General features: G+C 54.6%; 12 protein-coding genes. 1 reads left to right on the top strand and 11 read right to left on the bottom strand.

The window, feature by feature from the left end; genetic code table 11:
* Positions 1 to 277 precede the first annotated feature (277 nt).
* The 10 genes from BW934_RS10535 to BW934_RS10490 all read right to left on the bottom strand — a co-directional run bounded on the left by BW934_RS10535 (position 278) and on the right by BW934_RS10490 (position 11,763).
* A complete protein-coding gene (locus BW934_RS10535) occupies positions 278 to 1,708 on the bottom strand; it encodes a sugar porter family MFS transporter (RefSeq protein WP_076347892.1) in 1,431 nt (476 codons plus the stop codon).
* Positions 1,709 to 1,855: 147 nt separating this feature from the next.
* A complete protein-coding gene (fba, locus tag BW934_RS10530) occupies positions 1,856 to 2,773 on the bottom strand; it encodes a class II fructose-1,6-bisphosphate aldolase (RefSeq protein ID WP_076347890.1) in 918 nt (305 codons plus the stop codon).
* Positions 2,761 to 3,630 carry a sugar phosphate isomerase/epimerase family protein gene (locus BW934_RS10525; protein ID WP_076347888.1) on the bottom strand — a complete coding sequence of 290 codons (870 nt, stop codon included), beginning with the start codon at positions 3,628 to 3,630 and terminating at the stop codon, positions 2,761 to 2,763. The genes fba and BW934_RS10525 overlap by 13 nt, the downstream gene beginning before the upstream one ends.
* 35 nt (positions 3,631 to 3,665) lie before the next feature.
* A complete protein-coding gene (locus tag BW934_RS10520; protein ID WP_076347886.1) occupies positions 3,666 to 4,529 on the bottom strand; it encodes a sugar phosphate isomerase/epimerase family protein in 864 nt (287 codons plus the stop codon).
* A 15-nt stretch (positions 4,530 to 4,544) separates the two neighbouring features.
* Complete coding sequence (locus tag BW934_RS10515; protein ID WP_076347884.1) at positions 4,545 to 5,567, bottom strand: Gfo/Idh/MocA family protein; 1,023 nt, start codon at positions 5,565 to 5,567, stop codon at positions 4,545 to 4,547.
* Positions 5,567 to 6,493, bottom strand: a complete 927-nt coding sequence (iolE, locus tag BW934_RS10510; protein ID WP_076347882.1) for a myo-inosose-2 dehydratase — start codon at positions 6,491 to 6,493, stop codon at positions 5,567 to 5,569. Before iolE ends, BW934_RS10515 begins: the two co-directional genes overlap by 1 nt.
* Before the next feature lie 22 nt (positions 6,494 to 6,515).
* A complete protein-coding gene (gene iolD / locus BW934_RS10505; RefSeq protein ID WP_076347880.1) occupies positions 6,516 to 8,426 on the bottom strand; it encodes a 3D-(3,5/4)-trihydroxycyclohexane-1,2-dione acylhydrolase (decyclizing) in 1,911 nt (636 codons plus the stop codon).
* 10 nt (positions 8,427 to 8,436) lie between these two features.
* Positions 8,437 to 9,423, bottom strand: coding sequence for a 5-dehydro-2-deoxygluconokinase (iolC, locus tag BW934_RS10500; RefSeq protein WP_076347878.1), 987 nt, complete (start codon positions 9,421 to 9,423; stop codon positions 8,437 to 8,439).
* Positions 9,424 to 9,438: 15 nt separating this feature from the next.
* Positions 9,439 to 10,260 carry a 5-deoxy-glucuronate isomerase gene (gene iolB / locus BW934_RS10495; RefSeq protein WP_076347876.1) on the bottom strand — a complete coding sequence of 274 codons (822 nt, stop codon included), beginning with the start codon at positions 10,258 to 10,260 and terminating at the stop codon, positions 9,439 to 9,441.
* 15 nt (positions 10,261 to 10,275) lie between these two features.
* A complete protein-coding gene (locus tag BW934_RS10490) occupies positions 10,276 to 11,763 on the bottom strand; it encodes a CoA-acylating methylmalonate-semialdehyde dehydrogenase (protein ID WP_076348136.1) in 1,488 nt (495 codons plus the stop codon).
* A 404-nt stretch (positions 11,764 to 12,167) separates the two neighbouring features.
* On the opposite strand from BW934_RS10490, the gene BW934_RS10485 reads away from it, so the two are divergent.
* Positions 12,168 to 12,950 carry a DeoR/GlpR family DNA-binding transcription regulator gene (locus tag BW934_RS10485; protein WP_076347874.1) on the top strand — a complete coding sequence of 261 codons (783 nt, stop codon included), beginning with the start codon at positions 12,168 to 12,170 and terminating at the stop codon, positions 12,948 to 12,950.
* Between the two features lie 260 nt (positions 12,951 to 13,210).
* Here BW934_RS10485 and BW934_RS10480 read toward each other — a convergent pair.
* Positions 13,211 to 13,779, bottom strand: a 569-nt coding sequence (locus BW934_RS10480; protein WP_200805747.1) for an IS256 family transposase, incomplete at its 5' end; no start/stop codon positions are given.

Below are 13,779 nucleotides of genomic sequence, written 5' to 3'. Positions count from 1 at the left end.
ATATTCATAAGGTTCTCCACCTCTTCCCATAACTCGGTTTAATAAGCGATACCACCACGAAACAGAGCCACCGGAGCACGTCCGCTGCGCCCCCAGGGGACATCGCAGCACCGCTCCCTCCGCGCTCGGTGACTCTTACACACTGCCTTCGTACAGCATCTGGCGCCGCGTCGAACAGATTTGGTCTATTCAATTGTGCCCCATTGAAACCAAGCGCTTTCCTATCTCCTCAATCTCTTGTATCTGTTTTAGCGTACAAGCAGCGTATAAGCCCTATTTACCGATGCAAGTTCTCCTCTACATTTGCCGATACACGCTGCGCCTCTTGCCCTTCCCGATAGATGCCCGCGCGGAACCGACGTTCCAGTTCCTCAAGCGAGTAACCCCGGGTCTCCGGCGCCACCTTTAACATCACCAGCACCGCGACCACATTTAGCGCGGCAAAGACGAGATACGTCTCGGTCAACCCGAGGTGTTTCAGCAACACAGGGAACGTGAGACCGACGAAGAAATCCACAATCCAAAGGCAGAACGTAACAAACCCCATTGCAAGCCCGCGAAGTCGCGTCGGGAAAATCTCCGACAACAGTACCCACGTTACTGGAGACACGGCCCCCTGCTGGAACAATAGAAATGTAACCGTTAACAGAAGCACAACATAGGGAAGTGCGGGGCTTCCTTTCAGTGCGTTCGAGACAATCGCGATGAGCAACAGTGATCCGATAATGCCAATCTGGCCCGCAAACAACATCTTGCGGCGGCTAATCCGGCGCAGCAGCATGAAGCCGATGAACGTCGCCACCACAGAAATCACGCCGTTTGCAATATTGCCGACCACAGCAGCATTCGTCCCAAAGCCCGCAGTCTGTAAAATTTCTGTTCCATAGTACATAATTGAGTTGACACCAGTAATTTGCTGAACGATGGCTATTCCAACCCCAATAAACACCAAACGTCTAATCCACGGCACCGTGAGATCCTTAAGTGAAGCTTTTTGAATTGCTGTTTCCTCTACTGTCCTCCTAATCTCATCTAACTCTAATTCGACTTCGTTTGATGGACGGATGCTTGAAAGTACTTGACGAGCCTCATTGTAGCGACCTTTTGAAGCTAACCACCGCGGACTCTCTGGGACAACTAGCATTCCAAACCAAAGTACAATAGCTGGTATCATGGCAACAGCGAGCATAAATCTCCATATATCTCCATGCTCCCCAAACGCACTAGAGATGATGGCGTTTACAACAAAGGCCGCCAGCTGTCCAGTTACAATCATAAGCTCATTATTGTTTACCATACGGCCTCGACGCTCTGTTGGCGACATTTCAGCCAAAAACGTCGGCACGGTCACCGACGCGCATCCGACCGCGAGGCCCAAGATGAAGCGGAACGCGATCATGACCGATGCGTTCGGAGCAAGTGTGCAGCCTAATGCAGCACAGAAGAAAAGAAGCGCGAGATTCCAAATCACCCGTCGGCGGCCAAAGTAGTCTGCTAGACGCCCACCAAACACTGCGCCAATTGCTGCACCAAACAACAACGAACTCGTGACTAAACCCTCAAGTTCTGCATTCAGGTTCAGCTGATCTGGGCGCGACATGTATGGTAATGCACCGTTTAAAAAGCCCGTGTCATAGCCAAAAAGAAGTGCGCCAAAAGTGGAGAACCATGTTACCTTGCGCAGTGTGTTCCGCACGTGCGCCTCCATTTAAAATTCCTCCTAACATGAACTGATTTAGACCAAGCTCTTACGTCAACTACAAACACGCAGGGTTCAAGGGTTGAGTCGCTGGGGTATCCCCAGAGACAATGACCTTAAGCGTAGGGTCCGGGGCAGTTCTGGGTCCTCCTGTCGTCACCGCCTGGGTGAACTTCTTTGTCGTTCGATCATATTGCACGTTGCACGATTTCCAAACGCTTGCGCTCGCTTCGCAGCGCCAAATTCGACGATTTTCCGCTGTACAGTTTCAGCTATCGCCTCCCTTCCAGCTCCGAGGATGAACCGAGGCTCATAAATCTCTGGATTCGACGAGATGAAATGTTGCACTGCGTCTCGAAAAGCGATGGAACACTCTGTGTTCACGTTGACTTTTGAGTAGCCAAGGAAGATGGCCAACTGCATGTGTTCTCGGGGTATCCCAGAGCCTCCGTGCAGTACGAGAGGCGTTTCAATCTTCTCTGCAACAACGGACAATCGCTCGAAATCGATCTTTGGCTCCCCTGTATAAGGACCATGGACAGATCCCAGTGCTACCGCAAGCGCATCCACCTTTGTCTCACCCGCCATGCGGACGCAGTCATCAGGGTTCGCATAAACGATGCCAGAGACGACCCCATCCTCAATGCCGCCCACCTGCCCAATCTCTGCCTCCACCGACACCCCGCGTGCGTGTGCATATTCTACAATGGCACGCGTAAGCGCAATGTTTTTATCGAGTGGTAGATGCGAGCCATCAAACATTACAGAAGTGAATCCCGCGTCGACTGCAGCTTTGCACCGCTCGACAGTGCGACCGTGATCGAGGTGAAGTACAACAGGGATATCTGCCGCGTGTTCTTCGACGAGAATTTGGGTTGCCATGACAATGGACCGAAAGCCTCCGAGATAATCCACAAGACGATCCGACACACCTAAGATGACCGGTGCGTACTCGGCCACCGCGGCCTCAAGGATAGCTGGAATCCACAGGAAATCATTTACGTTGAATTGGCCCACAGCGTAACGGTGTCGTTTCGCCTCAGGTAACACCTCGCATAACGTTACGAGCGGCATCTAACATCCTCCTCTTCCTCGAGGCGAAAATGTCGTGACACTATATCCCGTGCTGATTCGTATGCCTTGCGGACAACCTCTTCCGGTGGAAGCGCATAATATTCAGGTCGGAACAACTCAACTGTGATGGGGCCGTCCCAGCCTTTTTTCTTGAGTGTGCCGAGAATGGCGTCGAGATCGATCACGCCTTCTCCCGGCCACAGACGGTGTTCGTCGCGCAGAGCCCCTCGCGGCAAATCCTCTGCATCGTCCAGATGGACGACGAAGATGCGCGATGTGTCTGATTGCTCAAGGTCCTCAACACGCGAGCCCATTGCGTGGAAATGGAAACAATCGAGCACGAGCCCAACGTTTGGACGATCAACGTTAACCACGATGTCATAAGCGCTCAGAAAATCGTTGACCGTAGCATCTGGATGTCCAATAAATTCAAACGAAATGGATAGCGAGGACTCTCCAGCAATATCGCTGAATTCCCTCAACATTTCGACACAGCTTTTGTGAATTTCACGGCGCTGAAATCGCTCAATGTTCGAAATGAGAGGCACCGCGACGATTTGTCGAGCTCCGATCGCTCGCGCCGACGCAACCATCTCGCGAAACTCAGTACAAATCTTCCTCGTCTCCTCCAACGAGCGATTATTGAAGAAGATGATCGCATTGAGTGAAAGCGGCTTTAGCCGTCGCCTTGAGAACTCTTCAACGAGTTCGATGAACGAGTGGCGCTTGAGGTATGCGGGCAATTTGTCTTCTGTGCGAAGTTCAAGCCAATAAAATCCGATTTCATCGCAGAGGCGGATGTCCAGTTCCATGTCCGCATTTTTCATTGTCGTAGCCTGGTTCAAACCCAATTGCATCTCGCATCACTCTTTTCGTTCGAGGACGGCCAGCGTCACGCCAGCCCAAAACCCTCCTTGATTTTCCGAAGCATGTATCGACTCGATTCATCTCGCTTGTCGACCCAGGCAAACACCGCGTTCGTCGCGATTCCGTCGAACTTCATTTCGCGCAGCTTGCGAAAGATGGTGTCAAAGTCTACCTCGCCTTCTCCAATATTCAAGTGCTGATGAACGGTGACTTGTGCCCCAGGCGGATTGACGATGTAGCGAAGCCCGCCCGCTGCTTTGTGATTGAATGTATCAGCAAAAAGAACGTGCTGAAGCCGCTCGCCAGCGTAATCGAACATCGATTCGATATCACCTTTGCCATCGTCGTAATAGAACGTGTGCGCTGTCGAATACACGAGGTTGATCCACGGCCGATCGAGCGCACGAATCATATCGACAGCCTCTTTGTTTGTCTCGATAAAGTCGTACGGGTGAGCCTGCAAATTGAGGCGTATGCCTTCGCGCTCAAAGATCGGAATGAGCTCATCCATCGACTTAATGAACTTCTCCTCGCAGACCACCGGATTGTACTTCGTGCCGCTGAACTCGCTGTTCATGAGATCGACTTCGAGTTCGACGGCGATCTCAATGGCCCGCTTCCAGTTGCGAACCGCGGCCTGTCGCCGCTCTTCCTCTGGGCCTGCCCAGTGATAAAGCGGCAACAACGACGAAATCTTCAGACCGGCGTCACGCAGGTGGTGCTTTAGTTTTTGAATTTGATCCTTATCGGCTCTCGGATACTTGTAAAAAGGGCAAAAGTCTTCTCGAGGTGAGAGCTCAATGTACTCATAACCGAGCTGTGCCACTTTTTCTACCATCTCGTGAAGCGGCAAATCTGTGTACATGGTCGGATCAAGCGCGATTTTCAAGGCGACCCCTCCTGATTACACACGTCCTGCTATAAATTTTGGTTGAGAAATACCAGGTGTGACCGATTCCCAGCCCTGAGACTTTTGCGCACGCACACAGGCCTCAGCAGCTAGTGTGGCGAGATAGCCGTCCCACGCACTCGGTCCTTGCGGCTCATTGCAGCGCTCAACCTGATTGATAAAATCTTGCAATTCAGCGTCGTACGCGTCTGCGAACCGAAGTTTCCAATCTTGCGGAACCGCTCGTTTGTGGAGCGCGTCATGCTTGAATTCAACTGAAGCTTCAGCCGGGAGGGACACTGTGCCTTCTTCGCATACGATTTCGCATTGAATGTCATAGCCGTAGCGACAATTGACGAAGACCTCCGCCGTGATCACAATCCCGGTCTGCGTACGAAGCAGGAAAATCTGAGGATCTTGCAGTGCTTCATGGGCGTACTTGGTACGCCGCGGAAACACCGCCTGCACCTCTGCGTAGTCGTCGCCGACGAGCCAGCGCGTCACGTCGAGCTCGTGGACCAGCGTGTCGAGCACCGCCATCTCCGTCGTATAGCGTTCATCGACGGCGGCGTTCCGATGGGTGCAGCGAACCATGAGCGGGCTGCCCAATTCTCCGCACGCCACAACCGACTTGAGCGCCTGATAGCCGCGATCGTACCGGCGCATATAGCCGACTTGAACCATCCTGCGACCGATTTTCTCTTCTGCTTGAACGATCCGTTCACAGCCCTCAATGGTCGTCGCAAGCGGTTTTTCGACGAACACATACTTACCTGCCGCGATGGCCGCGAGGACGCTCGCCTCGTGCGCTGGTCCCCAACTTGTGATAATGACAGCGTCGATCGACCGATCCGCCAACAATTCTTCTTCCGGATAGATGCGAGCCTCTATGCCGAGCTCTTCGACGGCCTTTCTTGCAGCGCTCAAGTCGATATCCGTCACCGCGGCGATTTCTCCTCCTAACAACTTCTGGGTGATCCGGCGCATATGCTCGCGGCCGATCGCGCCGGTGCCAATGACGCCAAACCGAATAGTCATCACTGTGCCTCCTCGTGCTCGCGGGGATTTGCCCCGACAAACGATTGAACATAGTCATGCGCCTTGAGCGCATACACGAGCGGATTCGCAAGCCGTGGATCCTGCTCCGCTTCGACGATGATCCACCCTTCATACCCTGCCGCAATAAGCGCATCGTACGCTGATCGGAAATCGATACAACCGTCCCCCGGCACCGTGAACAACCCCTGCAGGACGCAGTCGAGAAACGGCCGATCTTCCGCTTTGCACATTCGGAGTACGTCGTAGCGGACGTCCTTAAAGTGCACGTGACGAATACGCTTTCCATGCTCGTGTGCAAGTTCAAGACATTCCTCGTCCGACGCAAACGCGTGGCCCGTATCGTAGAGCAAATGTACGAGTTTCGGATCCGTGCGTGCCATCAGCTCGTGAACCTCAGCTGCAGTCTGAATGACTGTCCCGAGATGAGGGTGGTACACGAGCAAAAGCCCGTACGTTTCGGCGATCTCGCCAAGCCCCTCGAGTCCAGCGCACAGTTGCGACCACTCGGAGCTCGCAAGCGACGGTTTGTGTCTAAAAACACCGACGCGATCGCGTTGAACGCTGTAGGTCTGTTCCGACACCACCGCAACTTTGGCTCCGAGCGCGGCGAGCCTCCGACAATGCTCTTCAAATGCAGCAGCGGTCTGATTAAACCCATCCCGCAGAAGATAACTGCTAAACCACTGCCCCGCAATCGAGAGACCGCGCAGCCGGAGTTCTGGAAGCAAGATATCCGGAGTAGGGAAGAACCCTCCTACTTCCGTGCCCTCAAATCCCGCCAGCGCAATTTCGTTCAAAACCTGTCCAAGCGTGTGCTCCGCGCCAAGTTCCGGCATATCATCGTTTCGCCAACCAATAGGAGAAATTCCCCAGCGGATACGCCGGGCTGCTTCTCCTTTCGCCATCTCAGCCACCTTCTTTGCACATTTAGTACGCCTTTGCTGCCTTCAATCTCTCGTAGTGACGTTCCGCCGCCTTTTGGACTCGCGGGCTTTTCGCCACCTGCGGGACACCGAGGTTCCACCAGCTCAGATAGCCTTTGGTCATCGTCTTTGGCAGCACTTTGATCTCGATGAGCGTCGAAATCGATTGACACTTTCCGTCCTCAACGGCCTGGCGCAACTGCTCAATCGTTCGAACCCGATAGGCCTTTGCGCCATAGCCCTCCGCGATCTTGACATAATCGATGTTCATCACACGCCCGGAGTGGTCGCGAAACTCGCAGCCAAAGCTGTCGATGCCATATTCCATTTGCAAATTACTGATACAGCCGTACCCTGCGTTGTCGAATAAAACGACATTGATTTTCACGCCGTCCTGAAGCGCCGTAACGAGTTCGGAGTGAAGCATAAGAAAGCTACCGTCCCCGATAAGCGCATATACTTCGCGATCGGGCTCCGCGAGCTTTACCCCAAGCGCTGCAGCGATTTCATACCCCATGCACGAGTAGCCATACTCCATGTGGTACCCGGACGGCGCATCGGTGTGCCAGAGCCGCTGCATGTCGCCCGGGAGCGACCCCGCCGCGCCGATCACGATGGCATCCGCCGGCACCACTTCATTGAGCGCGAGGAGCACGGCCGTCTGTGTAAGCTCCGTCCCGAGGGCGTCCGCGTACTCGTTCAGCTCGGCCTGCGTGAACTGACCCTCGATTTCCGGTCGGAACCCCTCGCGTGCGAAGGTCACGTGCGAAAGCCGCTCCCGTTCGGCCAGCCAACGAGACTTCAACTCGTCAATACGATCGCCCCACTGGCTTTGGTAACCATCGAGTTGTTTGATAAGTTCAACCAACGCGACTTTCGCGTCAGCGACCATCTGTACACCGTCGAGCTTATAGGCCTGCATCCTGCTGACATTGATATTGAGAAACCGCGCGCCTTCGAAGTCGAACGCCGTCTTGGACGACGTCGTGAAATCGGTGTAGCGCGTACCTACTCCTACAATGAGATCCGCTTCGCGCGCCGCTTCGTTTGCCGCTTGGGTGCCGGTGATGCCGATGCCCCCGAGGTTGTACCGGAACGAAGCCGGCACCGTCGACTTCCCAGCTTGCGTTTCGGCGACGGGGATGTGACACGCCTCCGCGAGGCGGACGATCTCGTCGGCTGCTTCCGAGTACTTCGCCCCGCCGCCGATCACGAGGAGCGGTCTCGCGCTCGCCCGAATGAGCGCCGTCGCCGACTGGAGCTCGCGCTCGGTCGGCGGGCGGCGATCGAGGTAGTGCACTCGCCTGTCAAAGAACCGCGCATCGAAGTCGTAAGCCTCGCCCTGAACGTCTTGGCTGATGCAGAGTGTGACTGGTCCTGCGAGTGCTGGGTTTGTCAGCACCTCGAACGCGCGAATGAGGCTCGACATCAGCTGCTCTGGCCGCGTGATCCGGTCCCAATACCGCGATACCGCCCGGAGGGCATCGTTCGTCGTAATGCCGATGCTATGCTCGTGCTCCACCTGCTGAAGAACCGGATCGGGCTGGCGCGTCGCAAAGGTGTCGGACGGAAGCAAGAGCACCGGCAGATTGTTCGCGAGTGCCGTCGCCGCCGCAGTCACTAAGTTTGCCGATCCCGGCCCGACCGACGTCGTCACCGCCCAAATCTGGCGGCGGAGCTTCTGTTTCGCGTACGCTACGGCGGCGTGGGCCATGCCCTGCTCGTTCTTCCCATGCACCACGCGCAAATGCCCCGGGTCTTCTACCAACGCCTGGCCGATGCCGAGCACGTTGCCATGCCCAAAGATGTCAAACACGCCTGCGACAAACGGCATCTCTCGCCCGTCGACCCAGATGTATTGCTGGTTCAGAAAGCGGATGAGCGCTTGCGCAGTTGTCAACCGAATCGTCTCCATCGCCTTTCACCTAACCTCTCGACGGCTCACAGTGCTCACTCAGGAGCGACTCAACTTCCTCGAGCGACGGCATCGCCTCCGAGGAGCTGTGGCGGCTGACGACGATGGCCGCGGCCGCGCTCGCCATCGCTAGCGCTCGCTTGAGCGTAAGTCCAGCAAGAAGACCATACAGGAAGCTCGACGCATACGCATCGCCCGCGCCGAACGTCTTCAACACCTTCGCAGGAAACGCCCGCGCCCGCACCGCGCCTTCTCTCGTGTACGCAATCGATCCGTCGACGCCATGCTTGATGACAACGATGGACGGGACGTGAACCAATAACTGCGCGGCCGTCGCCTCGTCTTGTCCGGGTCCACCCTCCATGATGTCGTACTCATCCCGTGTGCCGATCACGACATCCGAGAGCCGGGCCATGAGCGTGTAATACACCATCGGCTCGTAGAGAGACTTCCAGGTGCACGGCCGATAGTCGAGCTCAAACACGAGCCGCACACCATGCTTTCGCGCCAACTCGGCAGCATAAAACGCTGCTTCCCTCGAAGGGCTCTTTGCAAGCGCTGTGCCGGAGATGAGCAGCGCTTTCGTTTTGCGGAGATAACCTTCGGTAATGTCCTCGGGTGAAAGATAAAGATCCGCGACATCATCTCGGTACAGGAGAATGCTGCACTCTGTCGAGCTCTTGATCTCGGTGAAAGCGAGCCCCGTCTTGTGGCCGTCACGATCGACTACGATAGCCGACGTATCGACGCCCATCTGCTGCAGGAAGCTGACCACGAACCGCCCCATGGCGTCGTCGGACACCTTGGCGATCATCCCGGTCCGCAGCCCCAAGCGCCGAGCGCCAATGGCGATGTTTGCTGGACTCCCGCCAACGTACTTCACAAAGGTCTTCGTCTGCTCAAGCGGCCGGTTGTAGTCAAGCGCGTTAAGATCGACGCAGGCGCGCCCAAGCGTGACCAGGTCGAGCGGACGATCGCTTGCAAATGAAAGCACCATGCTCCCAGCTTCCTTTCAAGGCCTCGTGAGGATCCACTCGTGCGCCGGATCGTTGTGGAACCGCCACACGCGCACGGGCCCCGCCATGACGTTTAGATAGTACGAACTGTAGCCATCTGGGACCCCAACGGGGTGGTAGCCGCGGGGCACAAGCACAACATCTTGGTTGTGCAAAGCATATGACTCGTCTATCACGCCGTCGTCCGTGTAGATGCGCTGCATCACAAATCCCTGTGGTGGATCGATCTCATGGTAGTAGATCTCCTCGAGAAAGCTTTCGTCGGGCAGCCGCTCTTCATCATGTTTGTGCGGCGGGTAGCTCGACCAGTGCCCGCCCTCTGTGAACACCTCGACGACGAGCAACCGGTGCGCCACGCGATCCGTGTCCGCGAGGATGTTGTGCACGATGCGCTGGTTCTGGTACCTCCCGCGATGCTCGACGACGTTCTCTTCCGCGGAAATCAGACGCACAGGGCGCACCTCCTCCGTCGGTGCCCAGGCGATGGCGACCCACGCCTCTTCCGTTGCCACAAGCTCTAGCGGCGCTCCAACGGGCACGTATACGCTGTCCGTTGGACGCCGATCAAAAACCGAACGCCGTCGGCCGAGCGCGCCCAGCGATTCTCCACCACACTTTGTCTCGACTTTTCCGGTGAGGACGACGGCGCATGACTCGCGGTCGTCCCACGCTTCTTGAAGGCGTGCCCCCGGCGCCAGCTTGACGATCCTCAGGCCCGTGTACATGAGCGGTTCGGTTTGCCACGAGATGTCGTGTACTACCGTGACGCCTGACGTCTCTTCGCGCGGCACCGGGCGGCGCAAAAGCGTCTCGGCCATGTCGATCACGCCTCCTCACGAGAAATCCGGAACGGGGTAACGCGCGGTGACGACTTTTTTACGGGTATAAAAATCCACGCTGTCTTTTCCATTGCAGTGCAGCGTACCGTAGAAGGAAGATTTCCATCCCGAGAACGGAAAGAACGCCATGGGTGCCGGCACGCCGATGTTTACGCCGAGCATCCCCGCATCGATATTTTCGCGGAAGTAGCGGATGGCCGAAGCGCTTTGGGTGAAAATGCACGCGCCGTTTGCGAACTCGGAGCGATTCGCCACTTCCACCGCTTCTTTTAGATTTGCGACGCGAATAACGGACAGGACTGGCGCAAAGATTTCGTCTTTCCAGATGGTCATTTCTGTTGTGACGCCGTCGAAGATGGTCGGACCGATGAAGTACCCGTCATCGCTCATCTGCTCGCGCCCGTCAAGAACGAGTTTTGCACCTTCTTCCATACCTTTTTCGATGTAGGAAATCGTCCGCTTCAGGTTTTCCTCACGGATGACTGGCCCCAAAAACACTCCGTCGTCGAGTCCGTTGCCCATCACAAGCTCGCGCGATCTGCGCACGAGAATTTCGAGGAATTCATCGGCGATAACCTCTTCCACGGCGACGACTGAGCAAGCCATGCATCTTTCGCCCGCCGATCCGAACGCCGAGGCGACGACGTTGCGCGCAGCTTCATCGAGGTCGGCATCTTGAAGCACAATGATGTGATTTTTTGCACCTGTAAGCGCCTGCACCCGCTTTAAATGTTCGCCGCACTTTCGATAGATGTACTCGCCGACTGGCTTCGATCCGACGAAGGAAACAGCCTTAACATCTGAGTGTTCAATGAGCCCATTGACCACATCGTGCGCGCCATAGACAATGTTGAAAACCCCTTTTGGTATACCAGCTTCCATGAGAAGATCTGCGAGAACACGCGCGAGCATTGGGGTCTTTTCCGACGGCTTCAAAACAAACGTATTGCCAAGAGCAATCGCGATCGGAAACATCCAACAAGGCACCATCATCGGAAAATTGAAAGGCGTAATACCCGCGACCACGCCGAGAGGATACCGATAGTTTGTCGCCTCGATATCGGTCGCGATAGTCGACAAGGAGTCGCCCATCATGAGAGAAGGCGCCCCAGCAGCAAATTCGACATTTTCAATCGCGCGCTGGACCTCTCCTTCAGCTTCGGTGATGTTTTTCCCGTTCTCCACGGTGATAAGGCGAGCAAGCTCTTTTTGATGTCTTGTGAGAAGATCATGGTAGCGAAACAAAAGCCGCGCACGCCGCGGGACGGGTATTCGGGACCAAGAAGCAAACGCATCACGTGCAGCGCGAACAGCCTGTGCTACATCCGCTTTCGTCGATAGGGGTACCTCCGCGATAAGTTCTTTCGTCGCTGGGTTGATTACCGACTCATACTGTTCTGTATGACTATCAACCCATTGGCCATCAATGAAGTTTTTCAATCTTTCGACCACAGCACTTAGCCCCCTTCCATAAGTGTCCAGTAGTGCACCGAACTCGGACGAAGCACTCAAGAGTTCGCATACAGATACACTATCAAATGATCATAAAATAATCAATAGATCATCAACAAAACAGCGATTAACTAGCTATCTTTTAGAAAAGCGTGAGCGCTTTCTGTAGCGTATTGTATGTTCTTTTCACTGGACCGTCAAGATACTTTCGACGATTTCTTTAGTGATATGATGTGAATGTATAATTAGCCTTCAGCTTGGCTCAAGTGAACATCAAATCACTGTTCAATTTTATCACGTTATGACCAATATATGACCAACCTAAGTGTTGATATGCTATAATCCGGGATGATGACTGGCGTCTGCGGTTTAGAATTGAACTCAGTCGTGTTTTGAAGACTAGACCTAATTTGTTGAGAAAGGTGCGTGTCCAATTGCTTAAATCCAAACGGATCCAAGAGATCAAGACTTACGTCGCGGAGAGACAAGTAGTCTCTCTGGACGAACTCGCGGAACATTTTTCTGTATCAAAGAACACTATCCGTCGCGATATCCAGGAGCTTGTTGAAAGCGGGGAAATAAAGAAAGTTTATGGTGGGGTAGCCATTAATGATGCGACGACTCTGCTCCTTCCATTCTCTGAACGGCAAGTGCGCAACAAACACGAAAAGGAGTTAATAGGAAAACTCGCTGCACAATGCGTGAACGACGGAGACATCATTTTTATCGACTCTGGGACTACAACTGTTGAGATGTTCGAGCATCTCAAACAGAAGGAGATCACGATCATCACGAGCAACCTAGATTTTATCGTACGCGCATTGGCGTACCCGAATCTCACTATTATTTGCGTCGGAGGAATGCTCGAGCGAAAGACTAGCTCATTTGTGTCTTTGAACGAGCCGTCGATCCTCCTCTCTTACAACATCCAAAAAGCGTTTATGGCGTCCACAGGTATTAGTTTAGAGATTGGCGTAACCAACGCCTCTGCACTTGAGACCGAAATTAAACGCACGGCTGTAGATCGCAGCATGAGAACTTTCTTGCTTGTTGATCATACAAAGTTTGACCGCTATGGACTCATGACGTACTGCCAACTTTCTGACGTGGACGTCCTCGTGACGGATCAAGTGCCCGATCCAAAATATCTCGACTACGCTCGTATCCATGAAATTGAGATTCTCACCCCCGCACCAGAACCATCCAAATTGAGGTAAACTGTCGCCCCACAACCTCTTCTCTCTCAACGCGCGACACAGTGTTCGCGCGCTTTTTTTGCAATCGCGTGCGTAATATCTTTTTTTGTATGTCCCAACTTCGACACTTCATAGTCACACAAAGCCCACGAACCCATGTCCGACGCAGGTTCGTGGATCACGTCCGCCATGCCCGGTTAGCCACAAGAGGCGGATGAAAATTAGCGGGTGTCTATTTTCTCATCAAAATTGTCCTCTTCGGCGAATGGAGCGGTGAGCACTTAGGCCGTTGCTGCACAAGCCTGAGCTGATTCTCTCCAGGTCTGTTGCGCCTTCTTCCATGCCTCATACTCGTCCATGTTGAGATATTTCCGCCCTGTCGTCCATTCTTCGTCGATTTCCATCAGTAAAGCCCCCAGCAGACGGATCGCCGATTCCTGATTGGGGAAGATGCGAATGACGCGCTCGCGGCGCCGAATTTCTTCGTTGAGCCGTTCGGCACCGTTGGTGGTGCGTAAGCGCCGCCGATATCGCTCAGGTAGGACCAAAACAGCGGTTACATCATCAAACCCATTCTCCAACACCTGCACCGCCTTCGGTGCCTTCTCTGCGTAGGCCTCGACAAACGCATCTTTGAGCAACCGTGCAGTCTTCAGGTCAGGCGCATCCAGGACCGCGCGAACCTGTTGGTAGACCTCCTCCTGCAACGCCTTGGGTGTGGCGTCCAAGAGATTGCGCATGAAGTGGGTCTGGCACCGTTGCCACGTGCAGCCCTGAAATTCGGTCTGAAGTGCCTTGACGAGTCCGCTGTGACTGTCGGACACGACGATGTCGACGCCGCTCAAACCGC

The sequence above is a fragment of the Alicyclobacillus vulcanalis genome, from assembly GCF_900156755.1.
Taxonomy (GTDB): Bacteria; Bacillota; Bacilli; order Alicyclobacillales; family Alicyclobacillaceae; genus Alicyclobacillus; species Alicyclobacillus vulcanalis.
Note: the sequence above shows the minus strand (reverse complement) of the source record. Positions and strands in the feature narration are given on the sequence as shown.